Origin of the sequence: Pilosibacter rotomagensis (assembly GCF_045062245.2) — a bacterium.
Lineage (GTDB): Bacteria > Bacillota > Clostridia > Lachnospirales > Lachnospiraceae > Pilosibacter.
This window is the reverse complement of sequence record NZ_CM170323.1, coordinates 3,539,218-3,565,751: the sequence shown is the minus strand read 5'-3', so window position 1 is coordinate 3,565,751 and position 26,534 is coordinate 3,539,218. Positions and strand designations below refer to the sequence as shown.

Below are 26,534 nucleotides of genomic sequence, written 5' to 3'. Positions count from 1 at the left end.
TTTCCGGCGCGTATCGCTGCCAGATCCGGGCAGCTGCGCCCCTGTTTTGTCAGATCCTGTCTGCAGACCGGTTTGCCGCACGGCGTGCCTGTCCGCGGAAAGATCTGTGGTTCCTGTAATTGGTAGTATGAGATCCATTCATCCGGAATATTCAGGATTCAGGATATTTTTCAAGCTCTTCCTTTAAGCGGCCGAGCTTATCGATGGCGCTTTTGTTTGTAAGATAGTAGTAATTGCAGACGCCTTTTTTTAAAACATCGATCAGGCCGGTATCTTTTAAGATCTTTAAATGATGAGAGACAGCCGGACGGGAGAGACTTGTCCGGTCTGTGATCTCATTGACGTTCAAACCGGGGATCCGGCTTTCGCCGGTGGTCTGCGTCTCAAAGAGACACTGCAGGATCGTGAGTCTTGTCCGGTCTCCGAGCGCGATGAATAAAGGAATGCACTCTTCGAAGATATCGCCCAGAAGATTGTCTGAGGTCATGAATTCTCTCCTTTCCTGAAGGTTTTGGTTTAAAAATTTAAACTTAATTGCATTTTACCATTTTTCATGAATCACGTCAATGAATTGTTCAACATTTCTGGAAAATGAAAGATGACATAATATTTTTTGGTGAAAATTGACGAAAAACGGCACCTTGATTTTACGAAAACGAAATTGACTTTCGCTCAAAATTCAGAGATAATAGTGGCACATTCAGAGATGAGTTCTTCATTTCTAAATAGCAGATGTATGACCGGTAGCTTCGCCGGATGCCCGTTTTCAGGGCATGAAATTCTTTTTATGTTACGAAGACCAGTACCGCCAGTCTGGCATCAGTGAAGATATTTTCACAAAGGATCTATATGGAAAAAGTACTGGGAATTCTTCACCTTTTTGAGAAAGGAGATGATCCCGTCATGATATTATTTACGATTTTACTGTCTGCGGCCGTGACGGACTGAAGGTATGGAAAGATCTTTCACGTCCAGATCTTTTTGGGGATCGCAGCCGGGATCGTGTCGGCCTGCATGGGCAACAGAGTGGACGGACAGACACAGATAAACTCTGTGCTCATTCCCGCGGGAGTCTTTGTTCTGCGGTTTGCCGGGACATGCGCTGTGTTTTATCTCTTTTTTCTCTGCCGGATGATCGGCGCGGGAGATATCAAGCTTATGGGGCTGATTGTCGGATTTTCAGGACTCTGGGACGGGATCTTTATCTTAGGTCTTGGATTTGTGATCGCGGCTGTATCTGCAGCCTGCAGGATGACAAGACAGGGAACCGTCTGGCTGCGGTTAGAGAGGATCGCGCGGTTTGCGGTGGAGTCCGGGATCAATGGAAAGATCACGGAATATCCGGGATATTTTGAAAAGGAAAGTCTTATGCGGCTGGGGCCGTATCTGTTCGCGGGCTACTGTCTGTTTCTGCTGATCCGATAGCAGGCAGGACCGCGAGTCTTGAAGGCTGGGAAACCAGTCCTGTCGATCATATGCCGGGTCTGCTCCGGCAGGGGAAAGGGAAAAAGTATGAAAAAGATGATGGCGGTTTATGACGCGGATACGAGATACGCGGAACGATTGTCGGATTATGTTAACAGAAAAGAGCGGGGAGTATTCACTGCACAGGCGTTTACCTCGAAAGAAAAGCTGGCGGAATATGCCGCGAAACATGAGATCGATGTCCTGCTTTCCGGGGAGCGGACGGATTCCGGGGATATCTCCGAAATTCCGTCCGGACAGAAGATCTATATGTCGGAGGAAACAGAACGGCAGATGGAATCAGGGAAAGAAATCTATAAGTTCCAGTCCGGGGACGATATTATCCGGGAGGTGATGGCGGTCTACAGTGAGATCCCGGGGATCCGCCCGAATACCGCAGGAAGCGTGGATCAGTCCAGACGGATCATAGGCGTCTATTCGCCGGTCGGAAGATGCGGAAAGACCTGTCTGGCGCTGGCGATCGGTCAGATCCTGGCAAAAGAGGAAAAGGTGCTGTTTGTGACGCTGGATACTTTTACCGGTTTTACCGGTCTGTTAAATGAGCGCTGGAAACGGGATCTCTCGGACCTTATCTACTACTATAAGCAGGAACGGTTTCATATAGTACGGCTGAACTCACTTGTCTACTATCTGGGAGATATGGCATGGATCCCGCCGATCCGGATCCCTCAGGATTATGCACAGCTTACCGCGCAGGAGATGGCGGATCTCATGGAACGGATCCTTCAGGAAGGAAATTATACGACACTTGTCCTCGATATCGGGGATTACGGGCGGGATGCCCTGCCGCTGCTGGAAAAATGTCAGGTCGTTTACGCACCGATTAGAGAAGATCCGTTTTCTGCGGAAAAAATGCGTGAATTTGAGGAGTATCTGGAGACAACGGGAAATAACGCTGTCGCAGAAAAGATCCAGAAGATCCATGTGCCGATGGTGACCGGAGGGAGAAGGATGGAACATTTTCCACAGGAGCTTCTGTGGGGAGATATGGGAGATTTTGTCAGGAGTCTGCTGAAAGGACAGAGGAACTTATGGGACAATTAAAGAAGATCCTGCGGGAACAGATCCTGGCGGAGATGACATATGAGCGGCAGATGTCGGATGAAGAGATCGCGGACCTCATCGACCGGAAGATGGATGCCTGTCTGGAGGAGCAGCCGGGAGAATTCCCGCTGACTCTGGGGGAACGGCTGAAACTCCACAGGGAGTTATTTGACTCTTTCCGGCGTCTTGATATCCTACAGGAGCTGGTGGATGATCCGCGGGTGACAGAGATCATGGTAAATGGTCCGGACCAGGTATTCGTAGAGACAGGGGGAAAGATCGGGCGGTGGGAAAAGTCTTTCGAATCCAGGGAGCAGCTGGAAGATCTGATCCAGCAGATCGTCAGCAGTGTGAACAGGATCGTCAATACATCAACGCCGCTTGCAAATGCCAGATTGTCAGACGGATCGAGAGTCCATGTGGTCCTCGAACCGATCGCATTAAACGGACCGATCTTGACGATCCGGAAATTTCCGGAGCCGGTGACGATGGAACGGCTCATGGAATACGGAAGCATCTCAAAGGAGGCAGCGGATCTCTTGAAGACGCTTGTTGCGGCGCGCTACAACATCTTTGTCAGCGGCGGCACTGGAGCGGGAAAAACGACACTCTTAAATGCACTCTCAGAGTTTATCCCATCCGGTGAGCGGGTGATCACGATCGAGGACGCGGCGGAACTGCAGTTAAGCCATATCGAGAACCTGGTAAGGTTAGAGACGAGGGACGCGAATGCGGAAGGAGCCGGGGCCATCGGGATCGGGGAGCTGATCCGGGCGGCGCTCCGCATGCGGCCGGAACCCCACCATTATGAAATAGTGAGACTTAGAGCGTAATAAAAAGCCGCTCCCCGTCCCAAGTACACTCCTGAATCACAGCGCGAGCGATCGCGTTTTTTTCTTTGTCGTCGAAGCCATCCAAGCCATGAATCAGCTTTGCGATTTCCGCAGCCGTGGCCTTGGCATCCTTCGCACTGGCAGCAGCCCGGTGGCTTTCCATCTCGGCCAGCGAGGCTTCACGCTTCAGAGCACCCAGCTCAACGTCCAAGCGTTCCATTTCCGCGATGATATACTTTGATGCAGCGGAATCTTCGGCCAGAGCTAACGATGCAGCCAGGCGGCCGATCTTGCGCTCACAGGCAGACACGCGAGCCTGCGCAGCCTTCAGATCAGTAACATCGGCCGGAGCTTCCGCTTTGACGAATTTCTGAATCAGGGCAGGATCCGCAGTGATGCCACGGAATAGCTCCAGGACTTCCTCGTCCAGCAGATCGCATTTGATCTGCCCCATGTCGCAGGCATCCACACCCTGCCTCATTCGCTTCCTGCAGTAGTACCAGGAAGAACAGGTACCGTCGACCTTTTTCTTTCTGGAGACCTGCATCAGATTTCCGCACTTGCACCGGAGCACGCCCTTCAAAAGAGGCACCGGCCACTTTGCATCCTTGATGCATTTGTTCTGAGTAAACCGGGACTGCACCGCGAGCCATTTCTCGGCTGGCATGAAGGGCTTGTGCTTTCCAAGACACACGGTCCACTTTTCCGGCGGCTGCAGCTGGTGCTTTTTGTTTTTCTCGGTCGACCGGCCGTAGATGATCACACCGGCGGATCCGTCCCACATTTCACGCGGGGAACCAGGATCCATGATGCAGCCCTTCGCGGCATAGAAGTCGTACACTTCCGGAGTCGCCTCGACGCAATATGGCATGGTCAGCATTTTATGCAGCTGAGCGGTCGAGAAGAACTTCCCGTTTTGCGTCCGGATGCCCTGGTTTTTGAATCGCGTCTCCATCCCCTGCAGGCTGCAGTTATAAGCCAGGAAGGTATCGAAGATCTGCGTCACGTAGCGAGCCCCGTCCGGATCCACCTCAATGGAGCAGTGCTTCTTCCCATTCACAACAATATGCTTCCTGACGTAACCAACCGGAGGATTGCCGCCGGTCCAGTATCCCTTTTTAGCAAGGCCCAGCATATTATCCGTAACACGGGCCGCGATGGTTTCACGTTCCATTTGAGCAAAGACCACCGTGACATACATCATGGCGCGCCCGATCGGCGTCGTGGTGTCGATATTTTCTTTTATGGAAATGAACATCACGCCATGCTCCTCCAGGAGCGCGTAGATATTCGCAAAGTCCCGGACGTCCCTGGAAAGACGATCCAGCTGATAGACTACCAGGACATCACAGAAGCCACCCTTTATAAAAGACAGCATACGCTGCAGATCCGGCCGGGACGTATTCGCACCAGTGAAGTCTTCATCAGAGAACTGCTGCCAGGAATCCACCTGGCCGGAAAACTTCGACTCGCAGTATTCCCGGTTCATCCGGAACTGATTATCGATTGAATCTGATTTATCAGAAAATACGGATTTTCGTCCGTAGGAAAAGAACCTCATCGTCCCACCTCCAAAAAAGAGTATAAAAAATAAACCCTTGCGGATTTATCGGAAACGCTGTAAAATTTATTCGTAGAGTTTACAGCTTCCGCAAGGAAGAACAGGTCGCCTGGTGTTCGCAGCACTGGGCGATTTTTTTATTTACATTTCTTAATTAACGCACGCAATCCGGGGAGAGTCTCCACGAATTCATCCTCCAGATCTGAAACAGACAACCAGGAAGACAAAAGCAATTTGTGGTCAATTAAAAATTGAAGTATTGGCCGCGGCAGGCCCCGATCTGGAAATAGCGGCTTTTCGTCAAGGGCGTGCTGGATCAGAGCTGACGCATCAGCGCGATACATCCCATCAAGCATCGGAACTCCTAACTTTTTCATAAGCTCAAGCTGAGCCTCCGTAACTTCTGGCATTTCCAACTCGCAAGTAAATGGAGGGAGCAGACCAGTACGTGCCTCCACGTCAGAGATCGCCTCCCAGGAACCGCAGAGAACACGCCTGGTGTTTTTTCTCCTGGTCCCTGGGTTTATTCCGGTAATCTTATACCGAAGAATGCGATCGTCAGGCAGTACGGATACAGGCCGCCGCGGAACAATTCTATCAAAAAATTCCACGACTACGCCTCCTTTTTATTTGCTCCTCCGTTTCCACCATTCGAGAGAGATGATCCTGCCGCCGCTTTTTTCTGGAGCTCAAGCTGCTGCCGGTATGCCTCCACTTCCGCATCGATATCCAACTCCGAAGCAGAACCCGAAGGAAAAGCCTTCGCATTCGGATCCAGGTCTTCAAGAGCAGCCACGACATCAGTAATGAAGTCGATAATCGTCTCGCGCGAGCCAGCCTTCAGGTTTATGTATTTTTCAATCAGAACCTGGTCGGCATTGGAAAGATCGTACCTTTTAACCAGAGCCTCCAATTCATCGCTGGCATCCGGAGCAAACATCTCACCGGTTCCATCACGGAGCCATTCTTCGTTCACACCGAACTCCCTACAGATAAGAGAGACCACAGAATCGATCGGTTCATTTCTTCCAGTTTCGTAATTAGCGATAGTATTTCTTTTTATTCCGATACGATCAGCAAACTCCTGCTGAGTCAAATCAAGATCGCGCCGGATTTTTCTAATTCGGTCTTTCACGATTTCACCACCTTTCATGAATGATTATACAGCAAAAAAGTGCGTTCGTCAACAAAAAGTCACACAGTCAACAAAAAATGCTTGACGATTGTGCGGATAGGACGTATAATAGTCCCAGAAGCACAAAAATAGAGCACCAAACGGAAGGAGGAAACACCATGGCAAAAGCTAAGAGATACACAGCCGAGCAGCTCAGCGACGCTGAGAAGATGGCAGCAACCCTCGCGAACGTTCCGGAGGAAAAGAGAACCCTCGTCATAATGATGACAAACTCATTCATGGCCGGAATGGAAGCACAGAAAGCCATTGACGATACAGCCAAAGCAGCAGCGCTGGCATAAACACACAACTGAATAAGAAGCAAGAGGAAGCATGACACCTCAATAAAAACTGTCTGGTCTGGCGGAGCCGATGCAATAAATCCGCTCGGCGGATAACCGGAGCCTGCGGCCAACCGTCGTAATTGGGAGAGATAGCGTGAGCCCAAGTAAAACAATGGCGGCTAGGAGGCAGATGAGAACACCAGGAGAGAGAACATCCGGAGCATGGACTGGTGGGTGCGTAATACACCCGGATGGCGGCGATGAAACAGACCGCACTGCAGGCAACAGCTATACGGCTACCCCACACAATACTCAGGGAGCAAACAGCGGACAGGTTCTTCTTCAACCCTATGGAGAACCTGTCACAGACTGCCGGGCCCAGCCAAGCCTAGAGAGCAATATAAACAGCTCCGGAAGTCAACTACTAAATTAAAGAATTTATAAGAAGGAAGTGAGTAAGATGCAGAGGTATCAGACAGAGGATGAACACCGGAAAGTAATGAGAGCTAAGATCGATGAAACAATAAAGAGAGGAAGACGCCGGAAACGAATCATCCGAAGATTGAATAAGGCAGTGCCAGGAATCTGCATCGGAGTACTTATCGCAGGCATGGGAGCTTGGTGCATAGCAGCTCCACTCCCGGATCCAGACGACTATGAGCCCTACCGATTCCAGGCAGAGAACGGTCAATGGTACACCCAGGAAGAATACGAACAGATGAGCCGAGAAAGAGATGCATACCATCAGCGGGAGCGTGAGGAAGCAGAGAAGGAAGCTCAGATGATCAGAGACTACCAGGAACAGTACCAGAAGGACCAGGAAGCAGAATGGAAGCTCTACCAGGAGCAAACGCGGACAGGGCTGATACATAGCATGGACTTTGATGCAAACGACGCCTACCTGTTAGAGAAGATCGCAATGGCTGAAGCTGAATCAGAGGACACCGAAGGCAAGGCACTGGTCATGCTGGTGGTTCTGAATCGAGTATGGGATGCAAGGTTCCCGGACACGATCGAAGAAGTGATCATGCAGGACGGAGCATTTACACCGGTGAGCAATGGCAGATATGACAAGGTGGAGCCGGATGCCGACTGCATGAAGGCAATGGAGCTGATCACAGTAGAGCACTGGGATGAAAGCCAGGGAGCTCTCTACTTTGAAAAGGCCAGCGACGAAAGCACCTGGCATAGCAGGAACCTGCAGAAGTTATTCACACACGGAGCGCACACCTTCTACACGGAGAAAGAGTGAGGACAATGGGAATCAGAATGGAAGTCAAGCTGACGGATGGGTACCAGCAGCGCTTCACAAGTGCGTGCCTGGCTCAGATCGGAAGCAGAAAAGAGGTAACGAAGATTGAAAATGGCAATGAAGGACGGAAAGATCATGCTGATCGAGGTGGACAATACACAGATGGCAATCATAAAGTCCTGGAACTCAATGAAGTACGACCGGCGCAAAAACATGATGATCGGAGACTGCAGCAAGGAACTGCTGGACAAACTCTCCAAAATCGTGAGACTGCCACCGGCCATAGAAAGCTACCGGCAGCGATTGGATGAAACACAGCGAGCCGTAGATAAGATGCGAGTCGAGAAGGAACCGGAGGCCCTGGTCAAATACCCGGTGCAGGGCAGCCTTTACGAACACCAGGTGAGAGCAGCCAACATGGCGCTCCTGACGTTCGGTCTCGCAGATCCCAAAGAGGTACTGAAATCAGAATAGGAGGCAACTATGACATACGATGAAATCATCGAACAGCTGGAGATCACCAAGAGCAAAATCAAAGAGATCGCCAGGAATGAATATGGTGGAGAGTCATGGAACGACGACCTGGATGCGCTGACAGAAGCAGCGGACATCGTCGCAGACTACAGCAAAGCAACAGCTCAGGCATCAGAGATGAGTCAGAAGTACGAACAGCCAGCAATGGCGGTCAGACGTGCAGCAGGGCTTTATACCTGCCCGCTTTGCGGCAAGAGAACACAGGTCGGCCACACGCACTGTCACTGGTGCGGAAAGAAGCTCTCCTGGGACAGAGAAGCGTACACAGACCGCGACTACCCGCATATGAGCACGAAGGGAGGCAGGAGACGATGATCATACAGTTAGAGATTCCAAAGGAATTCGCAAAAGACTACGTAAACAATAGATTTGATGACTTCTTCAGGAGAGTCTATGCGGATATTGATAACGAAGGAATGTGCGGCAATTACGAAGGCGAAACAGCTCAGATGATGGCGCGCGCGTTCAAAGAATCGAGGTGCCTGGACTATGAGAAAACTCGTTGATGCACCCAGGAAAAAGAAGCAGTGGACCGAGAAAGAGGAAGCCTACCTGCAGGATAAATGGGGCACGGTCTCCATCAAAGGACTGTCCAAGGCTCTCGGTCGATCGGAGAATGCAATCATCGTCAGAGCGCAGCGGCTCGGATGCGGCGCGCACCTGGCCGGAGACACAAGGATATCCCTGAACCAGCTCATGCTTGCAATCTACGAAAAGAACATGCTCGGTTACACCAGCGACAGGCTGATCCGGTACGGACTGCCGGTCAAATGGCACGTAGTGAAAAAGAACCGGTTCAGGGTGATCGACATCGATGCATTCTGGAAATGGGCCGAGGATAACAAGAGCATCCTGGACTTCTCCCGGTTCGAGAAATACGGTCTCGGAGCAGAACCTGACTGGGTGGATGTGAAGCGCAAGGCGGATTATAAAAAGCTGCAGCTTCACGGCCAGCACAACGCAGCATGGACGAAGACGGAAGACGACAAGCTCCGGTACCTGCTCAGCAAAGGGACATATACATACAGCGACCTGGCAGCAGAGCTGAGACATTCAGAAGGAGCCATCAAGCGCAGGATCCTAGACCTTGGAATCAATAAGAAGCCCGTGCGGTGCCCCCCCGAAAATGGACGGAGGACGAGGTGGAAACCTTGTGCCGCATGGTAGACGAAGGCTACGATTTCACGCTGATCGCAGAAAAGCTGAACCGGACAGCGCTGGCCACGCGTGGAAAATACGAGCGGCTGCAGAATCCGGAATATAACAAACGATACAACCGCGGGCAGAATGAGGACTACGAATACCAGGGAATCAGAAGCATAAGCGGAAAAGACATCCTGAAAGACAGAGAGCTGATGGATGGCGCCGAGTTCCAGGAGCTGGAGCCGGTAGCAAATAAGTGAAGGAGGAAAGTAAATGGCAGCCAACACAAATAAGGGCTTCGGTCTTTTATTTGAAATGGGATGCGGCAAGACCAGAACTGCGATCGCCATCGCAGGAGCCGCATATGAAAAAGGCGCGATCCAGAGAGTCCTGGTAATCGCACCAACGTCCGTCGTGTCGGTCTGGCCAAAAGAGATCGCAGAGGCCGCAGACTTCAAAGTGACCTGCAAAGCGCTCCTGGGAACGAAGCAACAAAGGATCCGAATGATTGAAGACCTGCAGGCGTTCCCGTTCAAAGCGCTCAAGGTCGCCGTGATCAACTACGAATCAACCTGGAGAGATGGACTGTTTGAGAAGCTCCAGGAGTACGACGCTGACCTGATTATATGCGATGAGAGCCAGCGAATCAAGACACACGACGCAGAGCAGAGCAAAGCAATACATAAGCTAGGAGACCAGGCGAGGTACAAGCTCATCCTCTCCGGAACACCGGTACAGAATGATGCAATCGACATCTGGAGTCAGTACCGGTTCCTGGACGCCTCGATCTTCGGCCGGAACTTCTATCAATTCAGAAACCGGTACGCGATCATGGGAGGATTCAACCGGAAGCAGATCGTCGGGTACAAGGACCTGGACGGTCTGATCCGAAAAGAGCACTCGATCGCATTCAGAATCACGAAGGAAGAAGCAATCGACCTGCCAGAGCAGACGTTCATCAAGAGGAAGGTCCAGCTCGGCAAAAAGGAAAAAGACCTATATAACCAGATCAAGCGAAGCAGCTATGCGGAACTATCCAACGGAGACAAGATCACGGCCACAACCGTACTGACAAGGCTCCTGAGACTGCAGCAGCTGGCCGGAGGATTCCTGGTCACAGACGACAGCGACAAGCCGGAGCTCGTCAACACAGCGAAGCTGGATGCGCTCCAGGATATCATCGAGGACTACGTACTAGGCGCAGGAAAGAAGCTGGTGATCTTCGCAAGGTTTATCCCGGAAGTAACCGCCATCATGAAGATGATAGATAAGACCTTCCAGAAGACAGGAAAGAAGCAGGTGGCCATCTACGGAGCGATTAAGAAAGAAGACCGTGGACCGATCATCAAACAGTTTCAGGAAGATCCGGACACCGTGATCATCGTCGGCCAGATCGACACTCTCGGCGTCGGAGTTACCCTGACAGCTGCAGATACATGCGTCTACTATTCGAAGAACTTCAACTACGCCACATACGAACAGAGTCTCTCCAGGATCCACCGAATCGGCCAGAGGAACACCTGCACATACATCGACCTGGAGACCGAAGGAACCGTGGATGAGATGATCGGTAAGGCGCTGGCCAGAAAAGAAGACATGGCCAAGACGGTCGTGGATGACTGGCGCGCTTATTTTGAATAGCATTCTGGTGATATGTCAAGAGTTTTTAAAAAAGATTTTGATATATTTTTCAGGAAAAAGGGTAACTTTAATAGACCTTCGGCGGAAAATCCAAAGGCGAACATCAGTTCTTGTTGATATTTGATTGAGTGTCCAGCTTTTCGCCGGTGTACAGTTGGTTTTTGACCAGCAATCCAAAAACAAGCCGTACAAGTTTACGAGATGTAAGCGCGAGTGCTCTTTTGTGCTGATGCTTGGTAACTTCAGCATATTTTTTTGCATAATACTCAGTGTATTCTGGCACATGCTTCCTGACGCTGTTAGCCGCTTCTCCCAGATAATAGCGCAGATACGGATTCCCGACTTTTGAGACTTGATTGTCCTCGGAAATAAAATCGCCGGAATCGTTTTTCAGCCAGTACAAACCGGCATACTTTGCAAGTGCATCGGATGAGTGGAACGCAGTTATGTCGCCTATTTCGGACAGCATGCCGGAGGCCCATACCGGTCCGATACCGGGAATGGACTTCAGGATAAGAAACGCATTCGGGTTCATCCCATTGATGCACTTTTCAATTGCCTGCTCTATCAGTTTTATTTCTTTTTGATAGGCCTGGATGCAGTTAAATGAGCTTGCAAGTGAAATATTCAGTGGTTCATACATGCATTGATCCAAACGGTACGAGTCCCTTGCGGCTTTCCGCAAAAGCTCGGATGTCCTGGATATGTCAGAAATACGGTTCCTGCTTTTTTCAGCGAGGAACGAAAGGAGTTCTTCCTCTGAGAGGTCGATGATCTCCTGGGGGGACAGGAACTCCGTCAGTATGGCAGAAGATGTTGCGCCGTAAATATTGCTGAACGGCTTGTTATCACCCTCAAGAAGCTGCAGTTCGCTGAACTTCAGATACAGGTTTGAAACCATGTAGGTCTTTTCCCTGGTAATGCATTCTGACAGGTGCATGCGATGCCTGGTAAGACGCTTCAGGGCGATAAACTGGCCGCCGCGCCAAGGCTCAAGCTTTTTCGTCCTGCCGACCCTTGCGAAGTCAGCAATGAGAAAAGCATCGATAGGATCCGTCTTTTCCATTCCGATATAGGATTTACGGTAATTGGATGTAGCCTTGGGGTTGACACAGAAAACATAGGGCTTGTACGGCATAAGCGTCTCACATGTAGAAAGAAAATTTGCGATATGGACGCTGTAAACAGAGGTAGACTCTAAAGCAACGATGATTGTATCAAGGTTTTTATGTTTCTGCATGCATTTAGCGATCATATCGGCAAGTTCATCAGCGCCGGGCTGATTGTTGCCAAATGAGGATGAGATGTACTTGTTTTCTTCAAAATCCATGGCATAGACCGCATTGGATTTTGAGCTTACATCAATACCTACAAACAAGGTGGACATATAGTTGATCTTTAACAAGATATCACATCCTTTCCGATCTGGATTTGTGGAGCCTGAAGTAAAAGGTTTATCCTGTGCTGCATATGGTGACCGAAGCCTCGCGCAATGAGCATGCACCCGGCCAGCCTTTCTTGCTGGAGCTACGGCGGGGGACGAAAATTCTGTGTTAGCGGAATGTGCCATATGTGCCAGGCTGAATGCTAAAAAAGCAGTCACGGCCAAAGCCGGCTGAAAGGAGGAAAAGCAGTGCCTTCGGACATCAGACTCTGCCTGATATCATAACACAGGATGAATCATATAAAAAGTAACTGTTGACCGTATGGATGGGATTCAGGATGAGGGGAGTTCCTCTTGGATGTCCTTACCATCTATACCCATAAAAAGAATAAGTTCATAAGCGATATTTCTTGCCTACGAACTTATTATACGAGGAGGGATGTCATGGGATGTTGGGGAATTACTGCGTTTGAGTCTGATACTGGGCTGGATGCCATTGGTCTTATACGGAACCATCTTCCGGAACAAGGAGATGTGAAGCTTCAGCAGATGATTGACTGGTTGAGGGCAGATTCTTGGAATGCCCCTCCGGAAGTGTCAGAAGGGGTGTCTCATACAAGCCCAATGGCAGTGGCAGAACTAATTGTAAAATTCCAGGAGAAGGATTTTTCTGCACTGGATGGAATCAGGGGGGATAAAAAGTTTTCCTCCCTGTCTTCTTTTACAGCATCAAAAGAATCCCTTCAGTGGGTAAGGGAATATCTGTCGGAAACTCTTTTTTACAGCCGTAAATGTGCAAAAGAGCAGGAGAAGTCGGGAGTTTTGTGGGGCGGTTGGTTTCAGGAACGGGATTGGAAGCACTGGCAGGCGCATATGGAAAGACTGATTGGAAGGATGGATGAACTGCTTACAAGAGAGGGAGAAACAGTTGCATTATGGACAGGAAGCGTTTGCCAGAAGGTGGAACCAGGAAAAATGGCAGGAAAGAAAGAAGGGGAAGAACGTGAGAACCCACATAGGTCGGAGGAGGAAAGCATGACGTTTTTTGAGAGAGAACTTAAAAAATTATTTGGAACGGGAGCGAACTTTTCAGAACCAAGGTTTGTCGGGAATTGTTGTTATGGAAGGCTGACGGATCAGATCCGTGTCAAAATCAACTTTCAGACAGGCATGGTTGCGGATCATTATGACCGATTGAAAGTGACCCTTTTGAATCGGAATGAAGGAATGATCGACAGCATGGTTGTGAAATTTGGAGATGTGTGGGGGCTGAAAAAAACGACTAATCCCAATTTTCGCGACGGGGTAAATCCCCACATCTGGTCCTATGGAAAGGAGATCGGCTGGTATGTATATCAGCCCGGAAAAGAGGATTATAAAGTACTCAGCGAAGCGATAAAAACCTATCTGCAAGTGTTTCAGGAACCGGAGGAAACTATGCAAATGGGACAGAAGATGTGTTAAGGGGAGGTGGTTAAAACTTGTTTATCTGGGATTTTGTTGCAGACACGGTTCTGGGACAGATCATTGACTGGCTGTATGGTCAGATTGTTGGATTTCTGGGGGATTTTTTCATGCAGATGGGAAGCATGGGGGCTGAACTGTTTGAAATGAGCTGGGTACAGTCTGTTGTGCTTCTTTTTTATTATCTGGCATGGGCACTTTATGTGACGGGAATCGTAGTGGCAGCCTTTGAATGCGGAATTGAATATCAGAATGGCAGGGGAAGCATACGCGATACTGCCCTGAATGTAATCAAAGGATTCCTGGCAGCCAGCCTTTTTACGACTGTTCCAGTGGAACTTTATAAGCTCAGTATTTCACTTCAGGGGAGTTTTACAGCCGGTATTACAGGATTGGGAGAAGATATTGGGACAGTTGCGGCAGGGATTGTGCAGTCTCTTCAGGATGCTGCTACCTGGCAAGAAGCTGCCACATCTGGAGTTTTTGGTGGAATCGGAAGTATCAGCAGCCCGATTTTTATGATTTTTCTCCTGATCCTCATGGGTTATGCGGTAATCAAAGTGTTCTTTGCGAACTTAAAACGGGGCGGGATCCTGCTGATCCAGATTGCAGTAGGGAGCCTTTATTTATTCAGTGTGCCAAGGGGATATATTGATGGATTTGTTGGCTGGTGCAAGCAGGTAATCGGTCTGTGCCTGACCGCATTTTTACAGGCGACGGTCCTGATCGCAGGTCTGATGGTCGTTAAGGATCAGGCACTGCTTGGTCTGGGACTTATGTTATCGGCAGGTGAGATTCCTCGGATTGCGGGGCAGTTTGGGTTGGAAACGGGAACCAAAGCAAATGTGATGGGAGCAGTCTATGCAGCGCAGGGAGCTATGAACCTAACAAGGACGGTTGTGCAAGTGGTTTCTAAGTAGAGAGGACGGTGAAGGATGGAACACAACAAACTGGTGTATATTGCATCTCCGTATTCTGGAGATGTTGAGCGGAATGTAGCATTTGCAAAGGCAGCCTGTCGTTATGCCATGAACCAGGGGGTTACGCCAATTGCCTCCCATCTGTTATATCCGCAGATGCTGGATGATGGAGTCCCAGAAGAGAGGAAGCTGGGAACAGATATGGGGCTTCGGATTTTGAAGGTGTGTGAGGAAGTCTGGGTGTGTGGAAGTGAACTGTCTTCAGGAATGGAGCAGGAAATCCGTGCAGCAAGGCAGCTTCAGATTCCGCTTAGACGGGTCAGCGAACAGGAGATTGGATGGGAACTATGTGAAGTACCGATACAAAAGGGAATGGAGATGGGCGGATGATGACACTGGGGAGTCTGTTTGACGGGATTGGAGGATTCCCTTTGGCGGCAGTTCACTGTGGAGGTGTACCGGTATGGGCCAGTGAGATAGAACCGTTTCCCATGAGGGTAACCAAACTCCGGTTTCCAGATATGATCCATGTAGGGGACATTACAAAACTGGATGGAGCAAAATTGCCGCCTGTGGATGTAATCTGCGGAGGCAGCCCCTGTCAGGATTTGTCAGTAGCCGGATTACGGAAAGGATTGGCAGGGGAGCGCTCCGGTCTGTTTATGGACCAGGTACGCATAGTAAAGGAGATGAGAGCAGAGGATGAAAGACGAGGGGTATCAGATGACTTTATTCGACCTCGATACCTCGTTTGGGAAAATGTCCCTGGAGCATTCAGTTCCGCAAATGGAGAAGATTTCCGGGCGGTCATCGAGGAGATTGTCCATATCAAGGACAGTACCTGTCATGTGCCTCGACCTGACACCGGGCGCTGGGAATCTGCTGGGGCTGCCATTTTGGGAGATCAATTCAGCCTGGCTTGGAGAGTCTTGGATGCTCAATACTGGGGAGTCGCCCAGCGCCGCCGTAGAATCTTCCTTGTCGCAGATTTTGGAGGACTCACCGCACCAAAGATATTATTTGAGCAGGAACGCCTGCCTGGGGATCCTGCGGAGGGCCAAGATCAGGGGAAAGGAGTTACCGCCGCAGCTGGAAACAGCTCTGCGGATTCAGGCGGGAGTAGAGTAGCAGAGGAAAAACAGGTGGATATTTTTGCGGTTCATATTGATCAGAGGGAAGAAACAATCAACCTTAATGGAATATCCGGAGCTTTGATGGCAACGACCAATTTGCAGATGCAGACCTTTGTGGCAGGGGGGATGAGGAAGTTTGAAAGTGCAGAAAAAGAAGAGTGTCTGTGCCTCAATGACCAAGGAGGAGAGCGTATGGATGTTTCGGTCGATGTAACAGCAACCCTGCGGGCAGGGATGAGTGGTCATCCGCCTTTGGTGATGGGCATCCAGCAGGGGAGTGCTGGGGCAGAGGAAACTCCGGATCTAGCCCTTACAGAGGAGGCAGAAACCGGCGGGAACAATTACCAGATTCTGTTTGAGAATCACGGGATTGATGCCAGATATACAGGTCCGCATGAGGTGGCCCCTACCATGTCAGCCCGGTATGGAACAGGAGGAAACAATGTCCCACTGGTTTCAGATATGCCGGAGAGTTATTGTATTGCCGGAAATATCATTGATCGGGAAGTACAAAATGGAGGAAATGGTCTGGGATGCCAGCCGGATATATCCTATACTCTTACGAGCGCAGACCGTCATGCAGTGTTCAGCCGCCAGAGAAGTGATGAATTTCTGCAAAATCGGGTAACAGCGACTCAGAGTGCCAGACAGCATAAGGATGCTACGGATCTGGTGTGTGAGCCGTATCAGAATACGGTAGGAACCATTGGATATACAGATCATAAGGGGATTAATAATCAATATGTCAGCGAAGATAAATGTATTGTTGAGAACCGGAAACTGATCCGGAGACTGACGCCTTTGGAGTGTGAACGGTTGCAGGGTTTTCCGGATCACTGGACAGATATCCCTGGTGCCTCGGACAGTGCCCGTTATAAAGCTCTTGGAAATAGCGTAGCGATACCGTGTGTGGATTTTGTTCTCCGTGGTATCGCTTATTTTTTGCGCAAGATGAAGGAGGAGAAAGAACCATAAGATTGGTAGTTCTGCTTCCGTTTTCAGGCAATCTTTGTTGGGTATCGTCATAGCTATCTCATCTCTTTATGGATATACTTGGTTTGTAAAAACGAGGAAAGGAGAGTCAAATGGAAGAGCGTAAGAAAAATTTATGCGCCATGATTCCAGAATCCCTGCATAAGAAAGTTCGGGAAGAACAGGAAGAATGGGGAATCAAGCTGAACGAGTATATGGAACGGATTCTAAAAGACCACTTTGAGAAGGGAGAAAGAGAGATGGCAAACGGAACCAGGACACTGGCATTTCAGGTATCAGAGGAGTTTTTTCAGAGGTTAAAAAAATACCTCAAAAAGACAGGACAGAGCCAGAAAGAATTTGTGATCGGACTGATTGAAGATGTACTTTCGCAGGAAGAACATGTAGTATCTGGAGAGATGCAGGAGACAGAGGGAAAGGCAGAACTTGAGGAAACTGAATAAGAGGAAGGATCGAACATACCGCCGGCAGAGCTTCATCATGCCGGCGGTTATTATTTGGAGGTGATCGGTTGTATATTTATCCGGACCATTTGAAATCAAAAGCAACACTTTGGTTATGGCAGCTTCGGGACATTGGGATTCTTGGTATTTGCGGATTGGTCTCCATTTTAGCAGCTACGCAGGCGGGATTTATGTTCCCTTGTGTTCTGACAGGGGTATATGGATTTCTGACGATCCGCTTTGAAGATACCAGCATTCTGGATTTTATCCGGTATGCCTGTGCGTATTTTTTTATGCGTCAGCAATTTTTTGAGTGGAGGTATGAATGAGCAGGGAGAAACGAAAAGCGAAAAAAGAGGCAGAGAAGCGCCTCTCCACACGGCAGTTCATTGGTGCAAAGGAGATTACAGACTACAGTCTGGTGACCTACGGACAGGGGGAGCTGGTGTATTTTATTGTAAAACCAACGAATATTTCTGTTTTGTCCGAATCTAGTGTCGGGGCAAGAATCTATGCTCTTATGACTGTACTAAAAGGAGTGGCAGAGATTGAGATGCTGTGTCTAAACAGCAGGGAAAGCTTTGAAGACAACAAGCGGTTTCTGAAAAGTCAGATGGAGCAGGAAGAGAATCCAGTCATACGCCGTCTTTTGGAACAGGATCAGACCCATCTGGACCGGATTCAGGTGCAGATGGCGACAGCCCGTGAATTTCTGATTATGCTGCGGTTAAAAGATGAAAAGGAATCGGATATTTTTCCGTACCTTTCCAGGATTGAAAAATCCCTGAAGGAACAGAGTTTTTCTGTTAAACGGGCAGATAAAGAGGATATCAAACGTATCCTGGCTGTTTACTATGAGCAGAACGTGACCACAGAGAAGTTTGAAGACTTTGACGGGGAGCGGTGGATCATACCAGAGATTTAGAGTGAGGAGGAGATGACTTGAAAAAAGGAAGAACAGCAGTTGATGACAGGGAAGATAATGTGCGTATCCAGGAATTTCTGGATATGATTGCCCCGTCTGTCATTAAATTTGAAACAGATCATTTTATTTGCGGTAACACCTATCGTTGTGTCTGGGCACTGCGGGAGTACCCGACTGCTACGGAAGAGCAGGCAATTCTTTCACATTTAGGGGAGAAAGATGGTGTAACCTTGCGGATCTATACCCGTCATGTGACACCCGTTGAGGAGCGGAAGATCATCAGTAATGCAGCCAACAAAAACCGGATGGATCGGAGCAATACCAGTGATTTACAGCAGACTGTTTTGGCTGAAAGTAATTTACAGGATGTAACTACCATCGTAGCCCAGATGCACCGTAACCGAGAACCCCTCCTCCATACGGCAGTATATCTGGAGTTGTGTGCCCATGATCTGGAGCATTTGAAGCTTCTTCAAACAGAAGTACTAACGGAACTGATCCGGTCAAAATTGAATGTAGACCGACTGATCCTCTGTCAACAACAGGGGTTCCGGTGTGTAATGCCAAGCGGTTATAACCTGTTTAAGGATCAGTTTGAGAGAGTGCTTCCGGCCAGCAGTGTGGCGAATCTGTATCCCTTTAACTATTCAGGAAAGACGGATCCTCATGGGTTCTATATTGGGAGAGATAAATTTGGGAGTAATGTACTGGTGGATTTTAACCGGAGAGCAGATGATAAGACGAATGCCAATATCCTGATTCTGGGAAACAGCGGACAGGGAAAAAGCTATCTGCTTAAATTGCTGCTGACGAATTTAAGGGAGTCCGGAATGCATATCTGCGCTCTGGATCCGGAAATGGAGTATGAAGATCTGACCAATAATCTGGGAGGGTGTTTTATCGACTTAATGAGTGGGGAGTTCATTATCAACCCTCTGGAACCGAAAACCTGGGACGAAGCGGGAAGCCCGGAGGATCTGGATGCACCTCAGACCTTTCGCATCCGGTCCAGATTATCCCAGCATATCAGTTTCTTAAAGGACTTTTTCCGAAGCTACAAGGATTTTTCCGACAGGGAAATCGATGTGATTGAGATCATGCTGCAGAAGTTATATACCAGATGGGGGATTACAGACGAAAGTGATTTTGAATGCCTGGCTGCGGAGGATTACCCAGTTCTCTCCGATCTTTATGCGTTCATTGAGGAAGAATATCAGGGATTTGACGAAAACAGAAGACAGCTTTATACAGCAGAAATGATTCAGAGTATTCTTCTTGGGCTGAATTCTATGTGTGTGGGAGCTGAGAGCAAGTTCTTTAATGGACATACCAATATCACCGATGATGGCTTCATTACCTTTGGGGTAAAAGGACTGTTACAGGCCAGCAGGAGCCTTAAAAATGCATTGCTTTTTAATGTGCTTTCGTTTATGAGCGATGTTCTTTTGACACAAGGCAATACGGCAGCCAGTCTGGATGAGTTTTATCTGTTCCTTTCCAACCTGACTGCAGTAGAGTATGTTAGAAATTTTATGAAGCGTGTGCGAAAAAAAGATTCTGCAGTTATCATAGCCAGCCAGAACCTAGAGGATTTTAATCTGGATGGCGTGAGGGAGTATACCAAGCCGCTGTTTTCCATCCCGACGCATCAGTTTCTGTTCAATGCGGGGAGCATTGATGCCAAGTTTTATACGGATACCCTGCAGCTGGAGGATAGTGAGTATAACCTGATCCGGTATCCACAACGGGGAGTCTGCCTGTATAAATGTGGAAATGAGCGATATAACTTAATGGTAAATGCCCCGGAACACAAAGCCAGACTGTTCGGAAAGGCAGGAGGACGCTAAAAGGGGAGACTATGAATGGAGTTAAAGGAGCAGAAATTTGGCATTGAGATTGAGATGACCGGCATTACCCGTGCGAAAGCGGCTGAGGTAACGGCAGAGTATTTTGGAACTAGAGTCAAATATCTGGGAACCTATTACGATACCTATGCAGCCATTGACACGGAGGGGCGGCAGTGGAAGTTTATGAGTGATGGGAGTATAACAGCGCAGAAAAAATCGAATGGGAGAAAGATCAATGCAGGGAGAGAATATCAGACGGAGATGGTAAGTCCCATCTGTCGCTATGAGGATATTGTGACGATTCAGGAGATCATCCGGAAGCTGAAAGAGCATGGGGCACTGACGAATGGAAGCTGCGGTATCCATGTGCATATCAATGCGGAACCGTTTGATGCCAGAACCCTTCGTAATATCACTAATATCATGGCAGCCAAGGAAGATCTGATCTATAAAGCTCTGGGGGTGTCCGTGGATCGACAGCATCGGTGGTGTCAGCCAGTAGACACACGATTTTTGGAAGAATTAAACAGAAGAAAACCAAAGAGTATGGAGGCAGTGGAACGGATCTGGTATAACGGGGAGAGCCGCAGAGACCAGCATTATGATGATAGCCGCTATCATTGTCTGAACCTTCATTCTGTTTTTCAGAAAGGAACAGTGGAATTTCGTCTGTTCAATGGGACGCTTCATGCAGGCAAGATTAAGGCCTATATCCAGTTTTGTCTGGCGATTGGCGCCCAAGCGCTGAATCAGTCCTGCGCCAGCAGAAGAAAAACTCAGACCAGCAATGAGAAGTATACATTCCGCACTTGGCTTTTACGGCTAGGATTAAATGGGGAAGAATTCGCCACAGCTCGTCAACATCTGCTGGCAAATCTGCCGGGCTGTATTGCCTGGAAGGATCCGGCTCAGGCGGAAGCACAAAAGGAAAGAATGCGACAGAAGCGGGAGAAGGAATTGGCAGAACGGATCCAGAGACAGGAAACCATTCATCCAATTGAGGAATTAGAATCAGCTGGGGAAGCACAGGAATCCCCGGCTTTTTGTATGCGAATGTGACAGGAGGAAGCAAATTGAAAGGAAAACAAAGACTTTATATTGCCTATGGGAGCAATCTGAATCTGGAGCAGATGGCATTTCGTTGTCCGACTGCGAAGGTAGTAGGAAAGAGTGAATTAAAGGATTACGAACTGTTATTTCGGGGAGGCCGCAGGGGGGCTGTGGCAACCGTAGAACCTAAAGCAGGGAGTACTGTGCCGATACTGGTCTGGGAGATTCAGAAGAAAGACGAGGCATCGCTGGATCTTTATGAAGGGTATCCGAATTTCTATGATAAGCAGATGCTGGAGATTGAACTGGATGGAAAAATTGTTCCGGCCATGGTTTATGTGATGACACCAGGGCATTCATTTGGAATTCCCTCTGACTATTATTCCAATGTAATCTGGCAAGGGTACGAAACGGCAGGGTTTGAAACCCAGTTTCTGGAGGACGCAATCGAACATGCTTATCAGCTTGTACAGAAACAGGAAAGAGAGGGAGACTTCTATCAGCAGAGCCTGTTTCATATGGGGGGCTATGATGGAATGAAATAAATCCTGATGCGTCAGATGAATATCTCGATAAAAAGTGTGGAAGGAGTGATTTTATGGCCGTCTCAGCTGCCGCTGTGACAGCAAAACTGGTAGCGCTTACCCTATCTGACCGGAATGGGCGGACTGTGGTTTTTTCTGTTATTGCAGCATTAGTAACCCCTGTTATTTTAATTGCCACCATGATTATGTGCACGCTTTCTGGGACTGTAGACCATAACATTTCTGCTGTCCAGCTGTCCTTTCATGGAGGGTATTTGTCCTCAAAGGTGCCAGCAGAGTATCGGATGTACATCGAAAATATGCAGGACAGTTTTGAAAAACTGGATGGGGTGTTAAATGAAATTAATGGTATGGCAGAAGCCGAAGAAGTAGATCCCTACCAGGTAAAAGCGATTTTTTATGCCCTGTTTTTTGGTAAGGAGTACCCTCGGATGGATGAGGGGGACTATCGGGCATTCGCAGATTGTTTTGTAGAGTATGAGGAGAGGGAGGATGAAGAGGGAGAAACCTATACAGTTGCAATTCCAATCCAAAGCCTGAATATGGTCTACGGAAATCTTGCTGCAGAATTAAACCAGGAGGTTTCTCTGGAAGATAAAACGAATGTACAGCGCATCTATATGCTGGCAAAATACGGTGTGAGTGTACCAGGTGGAAATGGTCTTCCTCCCGGACAGGCTATGGGAGATGGGAGTTTTTCCGCGCTGATGGCAGAGGCAACCCGTTATATTGGTTATCCCTATGTATGGGGCGGTAGTTCTCCAGACACCAGTTTCGACTGCAGTGGATATATCTGTTGGGTCTACACGAGATCCGGGGTGTATCACCTTTCCCGAACAACAGCTCAGGGGATTTATGACCAGTGTGCGATTGTGTCAAGAGAGGAAGCTAGACCCGGAGATCTGGTGTTTTTTACGGGAACTTATGCATCTGCAGGGGCGGTCAGCCATGTGGGGATTTATGTTGGAGGCTCTAGGATGCTGCATTGTGGTTCGCCTATTGGCTATGCGGACCTTACTTCTCCTTACTGGAACAGCCATCTGTATGCTTTTGGAAGGCTGGCAACTATTCCGGAATGAGGCAGCTAAAAATGAAATTTGTGCAGATTTGCCTGGACAGTTTATGGATATGTGATATCGACTTTTAGAAAAAAGTTCGGTATTGTGTGTGGCTGAAAGGAGGGAAGTAACCGATGGATGAGATTATGGATCAGTTAAATCAGGTAATCGAAGAACGAGTTCTGGAGCTGAAGAGAAAAAGTGAAGAGGACAAGGTTCCCGCTTATTGCACAGAGACCAAGGAACATGTCCTCCGCATGGATCGAATTCTCAATAGCCTTTCAGAGGATGACCGGCAATGGTTGGATGACCAGCTTATGGCTAAAATGGATATACCGGAACAGGAGCGTTTGAGGTATTATAAGGCGGGTCTTGCAGATGCCATTGAACTAATCCATTATTTAAGAACCTGATGAAACGAGATCGGGCGGCTGTGTGAGCAGCCGCCTGATTTGCTTTCTGAAAGAAAAAGGAGATTTGAAATGAGAAATACTACGATCAATGTCAGTTTTAACACAGAAAAATTGGATGCGTTAAAGTTCCACATGGAAAAAAGGGACACCGATCTTCAGGGGGAATTAAATGATACAGTACAGAAACTGTATGAAAAATATGTCCCGCAGGCTACCCGTGAATATATTGATGACAAGGTGGCAAGAGAAATATCCACCAGAGAACGTACCCGTAGAGCTGATCGGACTGTAAGACGGGAGGAGTCCCAGCTGGAAGAATCAGAAATCGTATGATAACCAGAATAAAGAAAACGGAATCCCCAGTCATCCATGACATCCCCGTGTAGCCCCCTGTGTGCCCCTGTGTCGGGCTTTGGACAGCTAGGTGGCATCGTGGTACCCATACGAGGATTTTAAGCGGTGTTGGGCAAATGTGAGAGAAGGTTATGGAAACAGCAAGAACACGGGGGATATGGGATTCCTGAGTGGTTGGCAGGGTCGAAACGTGTGCAGGTTAAAGGGGGTATGCTGCTTTTGGCAGCCTACCCCTGGAAAACACCGACCGGCAAAGCCGTTCGGGAAATCTGGTTTGAATACTTTTGGAAAAGGCGGTCGAAAGAATGGTGCTGGATTTTTGAAAGTGGCAGGATTTTGGAGGAAATGAGAGAGATTTTGTGAATACCTGGTAAGGAGGGAACGATGGGGAGCGAAAATGCGAAAGTCCGTGTTGGGATTTATATTGAAAAAGCTATATTAGAACAGGCAGACGGGTTGTTGGAGACTGCCAATGTGCGTTCCAGAAACGAATTTGTAGCAGAAGCACTTAAATTCTATATGGGGTATCTTCTTGCAGGAAAAGCAGAAAATTATTTTTTGCAGTCACTGGCTTCTGTGCTTACGGGAACCGTTCAGGATAGTGAGAACCGTCTGGCCAGGATGGACTTTAAGATAGCAGTGGAATTGTCCAAGCTCTCACAGGTAATTGCCTACACCCATGATGTGGATGAAGAATCTTTAAACAGGCTGCACGTAAAATGTGTTGATGAAGTGAGACGGATCAATGGAACTGTGAAGTTTGAAGATGCGTATCATTATCAAAAGCGGGATGTGTAGATATTGTTGGAAAGGAAACGATGGAAAGAGAATTTATTTGTACTTCCCTCTAGTTGTGTGATGAATTTTCAGAAGAGATAAAAAATAGATTTGTCCTTTACGATGCAATAACTCATCGATTATAATATACTAAGAAATGAATCGAGGTGTAGAATTTTGAATGAGAGAGAACAAATCATTCAACTATGGTTCAAAATGTGGCTTACACAACAGGATCTTGGTATGGATGACATTTTTGCGGAAGACGTGATTTATACTGAAAGCTGGAGTCCAAAATATAATAACCGTCAAGTTGTAAAACATTGGTTTAATGAATGGAATACACGTGGCAAGGTGATGGAGTGGAAGATCAAGCAGTTCTTTCATAAAGATAACCAGACGGTTGTAGAGTGGTATTTTAAAAATGAAATGAATAATGGGAATATAGAGGAATTTGACGGAATGTCCTTGATTGTATGGACAGCAGATAATAAAATAAAATCATTAAAGGAGTTTGGATGTAACTTAAACAATTATAATCCTTATGAGGATAGTGATACGCCTAAATTTAGAGATGAAAAGACTAGTTGGTTTTAATCAGAAACAGAAAAATTATATGTGTTAATCTGGCCGAGGAGGCTTGATTATAAAAGTAAAGATAAAAACGCAACGTATGCAGTGATGCATACCAGAGCCGGTAGGTAGCCCGGCCGTCCTGCATATTAGGGTAAGTAACCTGCCCCTCCGGGTTGTCCATTCTTTGCTCATTTCAATCATTAAGGAGGGATTGCCATGAGTATAAGGACAGGCAAGCTGACAGTGTTTTTTGAGGAACCATTTTGGGTAGGTATTTTTGAGAGAGTTGAAAATGGGAAACTTTCCGTTTCCAAAGTAACATTTGGAACTGAACCAAAGGACTATGAGATTTGGGAGTTTGTGCTAAAGGAATATGATCGTTTGCAATTTAGTCCATCTGTGGAGGTTACTGCAAAGGAACTAACAAAAAACCCAAAGAAGCTCCAGCGTGAAATTCATAAACAAATGTTGGATAGGGGCGTTGGAACAAAATCTCAGCAAGCACTAAAGCTGCAGCAGGAACAAAGGAAACAGCAGCGTAAGTCTAAAAGCCGGGAAGACAAATTGGCAGAAGAGAAAAAAATGTTTGATTTAAAACAAAAAAAGAAAAAAGAGAAACATCGAGGGCATTAAGAATGTAATGTATTCTTACACAAAATTTGGTTTGAGGTAAACGATGGCATCAAGTAAAAATTATTTACAATTTGTTTTAGAGCAGCTGTCCGAGTTGGATGAAATTACATATCGGACGATGATGGGAGAGTTTATTATTTATTATCGTGGCAAGATTGTAGGAGGCATTTATGATGACAGACTGCTTGTAAAACCCACAAAGTCAGCAATTGCCTATATGACAGATCCGGTATATGAAGTACCTTATGAGGGAGCAAAAGAGATGCTGCTGGTAGAGGAGGTTGATCAGAAAGAATTTTTGACAGGACTGTTCCACGCGATGTATGATGAACTGCCGCTGCCCAAACCCAAAAAGAAAAAATAGGTATTGCGAAGGGAAAACAAATAAATGGACAAGGCAATTTTGTATATACATGGTAAAGGTGGAAATCCGAAAGAGGCAGAGTATTATAAAGCGCTCTTTGAAGAATATGATGTAATTGGTTTTGACTATTCCTCACAGTCACCTTGGGAAGCGAAAAAAGAGTTCCCCAGATTGTTTGATAACCTATGCGGAACATATGAAACGGTAACAGTGATTGCGAACAGCATTGGTGCTTTCTTTGCTATGAGTGCTTTGGCAGACAGCAAAATAGAGAAGGCATACTTTATTTCTCCGGTTGTAGACATGGAAAGATTGATTCGGAATATGATGCAGTGGGCGAATGTGACCGAAGATGACTTGCAGAAACAGAAAGAAATCCCGACATCCTTTGGGGAAACACTTTCCTGGGCTTATCTTTGTTATGTGAGGGAGCATCCTGTTACCTGGACTGTTCCAACGCACATTCTGTATGGAGAAAAGGATAACCTGACATCGTATGAAACAATAGCTGAGTTTGCAGATAGAATCGGAGCAACACTTACAGTTATGGAAAACGGGGAGCACTGGTTTCATACGAAAGAGCAGATGGACTTTCTTTCTGACTGGATCAAGCAATGTACATGATATGTTCAAATATTGAAACTATGTAACGGAAGAAGATGTGATAAAAAGTAAAAGGAGCCATGGTGTGTGATAAGCCATAG

General features: G+C 47.7%; 33 protein-coding genes and 1 pseudogene. 29 read left to right on the top strand and 5 right to left on the bottom strand.

Annotated features, from left to right (window positions below):
• Positions 1-151: 151 nt before the first annotated feature.
• Complete coding sequence (locus tag ACI3EW_RS16145) at positions 152-487, bottom strand: ArsR/SmtB family transcription factor (RefSeq protein ID WP_118297601.1); 336 nt, start codon at positions 485-487, stop codon at positions 152-154.
• A gap of 671 nt (positions 488-1,158) precedes the next feature.
• Here ACI3EW_RS16145 and ACI3EW_RS16140 point away from each other — a divergent pair.
• The 3 genes from ACI3EW_RS16140 (at position 1,159) to ACI3EW_RS16130 (ending at position 3,362) form a co-directional block, all read left to right on the top strand.
• Entirely contained in the window at positions 1,159-1,425 is a 267-nt protein-coding gene (locus ACI3EW_RS16140; RefSeq protein WP_142410695.1) for a hypothetical protein, read from the top strand.
• 87 nt (positions 1,426-1,512) lie between these two features.
• A complete protein-coding gene (locus ACI3EW_RS16135; RefSeq protein ID WP_405578480.1) occupies positions 1,513-2,529 on the top strand; it encodes a P-loop NTPase family protein in 1,017 nt (338 codons plus the stop codon).
• On the top strand, positions 2,517-3,362 hold the full coding sequence (locus ACI3EW_RS16130) for a TadA family conjugal transfer-associated ATPase (protein ID WP_405578477.1): 846 nt from the start codon (positions 2,517-2,519) through the stop codon (positions 3,360-3,362). Before ACI3EW_RS16135 ends, ACI3EW_RS16130 begins: the two co-directional genes overlap by 13 nt.
• Here the strand turns inward: ACI3EW_RS16130 and ACI3EW_RS16125 are convergent.
• From ACI3EW_RS16125 to ACI3EW_RS16115, 3 genes are all read right to left on the bottom strand, one after another.
• The gene (locus ACI3EW_RS16125; RefSeq protein ID WP_485663239.1) at positions 3,352-4,923 is read right to left on the bottom strand and encodes a recombinase family protein; all 1,572 of its coding nucleotides are present in this window, start codon (positions 4,921-4,923) and stop codon (positions 3,352-3,354) included. The two genes, ACI3EW_RS16130 and ACI3EW_RS16125, sit on opposite strands and share 11 nt — an antisense overlap.
• Positions 4,924-5,060: 137 nt before the next feature.
• On the bottom strand, positions 5,061-5,534 hold the full coding sequence (locus ACI3EW_RS16120) for a hypothetical protein (protein ID WP_405578465.1): 474 nt from the start codon (positions 5,532-5,534) through the stop codon (positions 5,061-5,063).
• A gap of 2 nt (positions 5,535-5,536) precedes the next feature.
• Positions 5,537-6,058: a helix-turn-helix transcriptional regulator gene (locus ACI3EW_RS16115; protein ID WP_195566555.1), complete on the bottom strand. Its 522-nt coding sequence runs from the start codon at positions 6,056-6,058 to the stop codon at positions 5,537-5,539.
• Positions 6,059-6,216: 158 nt separating this feature from the next.
• Between ACI3EW_RS16115 and ACI3EW_RS16110 the strand changes: the two genes are divergently transcribed.
• The 8 genes from ACI3EW_RS16110 to ACI3EW_RS16075 all read left to right on the top strand — a co-directional run bounded on the left by ACI3EW_RS16110 (position 6,217) and on the right by ACI3EW_RS16075 (position 10,951).
• Positions 6,217-6,399 carry a hypothetical protein gene (locus ACI3EW_RS16110; RefSeq protein WP_117689762.1) on the top strand — a complete coding sequence of 61 codons (183 nt, stop codon included), beginning with the start codon at positions 6,217-6,219 and terminating at the stop codon, positions 6,397-6,399.
• Between the two features lie 442 nt (positions 6,400-6,841).
• On the top strand, positions 6,842-7,633 hold the full coding sequence (locus ACI3EW_RS16105) for a cell wall hydrolase (RefSeq protein ID WP_405578461.1): 792 nt from the start codon (positions 6,842-6,844) through the stop codon (positions 7,631-7,633).
• A gap of 105 nt (positions 7,634-7,738) precedes the next feature.
• Positions 7,739-8,107 (top strand): hypothetical protein, encoded by a 369-nt coding sequence (locus ACI3EW_RS16100; RefSeq protein ID WP_158421691.1) that lies wholly within the window; start codon positions 7,739-7,741, stop codon positions 8,105-8,107.
• Positions 8,108-8,116: 9 nt separating this feature from the next.
• A complete protein-coding gene (locus tag ACI3EW_RS16095; RefSeq protein ID WP_195566560.1) occupies positions 8,117-8,482 on the top strand; it encodes a hypothetical protein in 366 nt (121 codons plus the stop codon).
• Positions 8,479-8,673 (top strand): hypothetical protein, encoded by a 195-nt coding sequence (locus ACI3EW_RS16090; protein WP_405578457.1) that lies wholly within the window; start codon positions 8,479-8,481, stop codon positions 8,671-8,673. Before ACI3EW_RS16095 ends, ACI3EW_RS16090 begins: the two co-directional genes overlap by 4 nt.
• Positions 8,657-9,334: a hypothetical protein gene (locus ACI3EW_RS16085; RefSeq protein WP_405578454.1), complete on the top strand. Its 678-nt coding sequence runs from the start codon at positions 8,657-8,659 to the stop codon at positions 9,332-9,334. The genes ACI3EW_RS16090 and ACI3EW_RS16085 overlap by 17 nt, the downstream gene beginning before the upstream one ends.
• A complete protein-coding gene (locus ACI3EW_RS16080) occupies positions 9,328-9,570 on the top strand; it encodes a hypothetical protein (RefSeq protein ID WP_118531308.1) in 243 nt (80 codons plus the stop codon). Before ACI3EW_RS16085 ends, ACI3EW_RS16080 begins: the two co-directional genes overlap by 7 nt.
• A 13-nt stretch (positions 9,571-9,583) precedes the next feature.
• Positions 9,584-10,951, top strand: coding sequence for a DEAD/DEAH box helicase (locus tag ACI3EW_RS16075; protein WP_405578451.1), 1,368 nt, complete (start codon positions 9,584-9,586; stop codon positions 10,949-10,951).
• Positions 10,952-11,054: 103 nt separating this feature from the next.
• Here the strand turns inward: ACI3EW_RS16075 and ACI3EW_RS16070 are convergent, their stop codons facing one another.
• Positions 11,055-12,356 carry an IS110 family RNA-guided transposase gene (locus ACI3EW_RS16070; protein WP_227117340.1) on the bottom strand — a complete coding sequence of 434 codons (1,302 nt, stop codon included), beginning with the start codon at positions 12,354-12,356 and terminating at the stop codon, positions 11,055-11,057.
• Positions 12,357-12,689: 333 nt separating this feature from the next.
• Between ACI3EW_RS16070 and ACI3EW_RS16065 the strand changes: the two genes are divergently transcribed.
• From ACI3EW_RS16065 to ACI3EW_RS15980, 18 genes and pseudogenes are all read left to right on the top strand, one after another.
• Entirely contained in the window at positions 12,690-13,799 is a 1,110-nt protein-coding gene (locus tag ACI3EW_RS16065) for a hypothetical protein (protein WP_485663238.1), read from the top strand.
• Positions 13,800-13,816: 17 nt separating this feature from the next.
• Positions 13,817-14,719, top strand: a complete 903-nt coding sequence (locus tag ACI3EW_RS16060; RefSeq protein ID WP_008400385.1) for a conjugal transfer protein TrbL family protein — start codon at positions 13,817-13,819, stop codon at positions 14,717-14,719.
• A 15-nt stretch (positions 14,720-14,734) separates the two neighbouring features.
• The gene (locus tag ACI3EW_RS16055; protein ID WP_008400384.1) at positions 14,735-15,109 is read left to right on the top strand and encodes a DUF7768 domain-containing protein; all 375 of its coding nucleotides are present in this window, start codon (positions 14,735-14,737) and stop codon (positions 15,107-15,109) included.
• Positions 15,106-16,827: a DNA cytosine methyltransferase gene (locus ACI3EW_RS16050; protein WP_008400381.1), complete on the top strand. Its 1,722-nt coding sequence runs from the start codon at positions 15,106-15,108 to the stop codon at positions 16,825-16,827. Before ACI3EW_RS16055 ends, ACI3EW_RS16050 begins: the two co-directional genes overlap by 4 nt.
• Before the next feature lie 110 nt (positions 16,828-16,937).
• Complete coding sequence (locus ACI3EW_RS16045) at positions 16,938-17,288, top strand: hypothetical protein (protein WP_008400380.1); 351 nt, start codon at positions 16,938-16,940, stop codon at positions 17,286-17,288.
• 68 nt (positions 17,289-17,356) lie between these two features.
• Entirely contained in the window at positions 17,357-17,617 is a 261-nt protein-coding gene (locus ACI3EW_RS16040) for a hypothetical protein (protein WP_038292378.1), read from the top strand.
• Positions 17,614-18,213, top strand: a complete 600-nt coding sequence (locus ACI3EW_RS16035) for a hypothetical protein (protein WP_002593804.1) — start codon at positions 17,614-17,616, stop codon at positions 18,211-18,213. The genes ACI3EW_RS16040 and ACI3EW_RS16035 overlap by 4 nt, the downstream gene beginning before the upstream one ends.
• An 83-nt stretch (positions 18,214-18,296) precedes the next feature.
• Positions 18,297-20,060, top strand: coding sequence for a VirB4 family type IV secretion system protein (locus ACI3EW_RS16030; protein WP_405578152.1), 1,764 nt, complete (start codon positions 18,297-18,299; stop codon positions 20,058-20,060).
• A 15-nt stretch (positions 20,061-20,075) separates the two neighbouring features.
• Positions 20,076-21,119, top strand: coding sequence for an amidoligase family protein (locus tag ACI3EW_RS16025; RefSeq protein ID WP_002593802.1), 1,044 nt, complete (start codon positions 20,076-20,078; stop codon positions 21,117-21,119).
• Between the two features lie 14 nt (positions 21,120-21,133).
• The gene (locus ACI3EW_RS16020) at positions 21,134-21,655 is read left to right on the top strand and encodes a gamma-glutamylcyclotransferase family protein (RefSeq protein WP_002593801.1); all 522 of its coding nucleotides are present in this window, start codon (positions 21,134-21,136) and stop codon (positions 21,653-21,655) included.
• 692 nt (positions 21,656-22,347) lie between these two features.
• Positions 22,348-22,734: pseudogene (locus tag ACI3EW_RS16015) on the top strand (C40 family peptidase); the annotation flags it as partial.
• Positions 22,735-22,847: 113 nt separating this feature from the next.
• Positions 22,848-23,126: a hypothetical protein gene (locus ACI3EW_RS16010; RefSeq protein WP_002593799.1), complete on the top strand. Its 279-nt coding sequence runs from the start codon at positions 22,848-22,850 to the stop codon at positions 23,124-23,126.
• 69 nt (positions 23,127-23,195) lie between these two features.
• Positions 23,196-23,459, top strand: a complete 264-nt coding sequence (locus ACI3EW_RS16005; protein ID WP_002593798.1) for a DUF6103 family protein — start codon at positions 23,196-23,198, stop codon at positions 23,457-23,459.
• 405 nt (positions 23,460-23,864) lie between these two features.
• Positions 23,865-24,278 (top strand): hypothetical protein, encoded by a 414-nt coding sequence (locus ACI3EW_RS16000; protein WP_002593797.1) that lies wholly within the window; start codon positions 23,865-23,867, stop codon positions 24,276-24,278.
• A gap of 156 nt (positions 24,279-24,434) precedes the next feature.
• Positions 24,435-24,854: a nuclear transport factor 2 family protein gene (locus tag ACI3EW_RS15995; RefSeq protein WP_002593796.1), complete on the top strand. Its 420-nt coding sequence runs from the start codon at positions 24,435-24,437 to the stop codon at positions 24,852-24,854.
• Between the two features lie 195 nt (positions 24,855-25,049).
• On the top strand, positions 25,050-25,466 hold the full coding sequence (locus tag ACI3EW_RS15990; RefSeq protein ID WP_002593795.1) for a YjdF family protein: 417 nt from the start codon (positions 25,050-25,052) through the stop codon (positions 25,464-25,466).
• A 43-nt stretch (positions 25,467-25,509) separates the two neighbouring features.
• Positions 25,510-25,830 (top strand): TfoX/Sxy family protein, encoded by a 321-nt coding sequence (locus tag ACI3EW_RS15985; RefSeq protein WP_002593794.1) that lies wholly within the window; start codon positions 25,510-25,512, stop codon positions 25,828-25,830.
• A 24-nt stretch (positions 25,831-25,854) separates the two neighbouring features.
• The gene (locus ACI3EW_RS15980; RefSeq protein WP_002593793.1) at positions 25,855-26,454 is read left to right on the top strand and encodes an alpha/beta hydrolase; all 600 of its coding nucleotides are present in this window, start codon (positions 25,855-25,857) and stop codon (positions 26,452-26,454) included.
• Positions 26,455-26,534 lie beyond the last annotated feature (80 nt).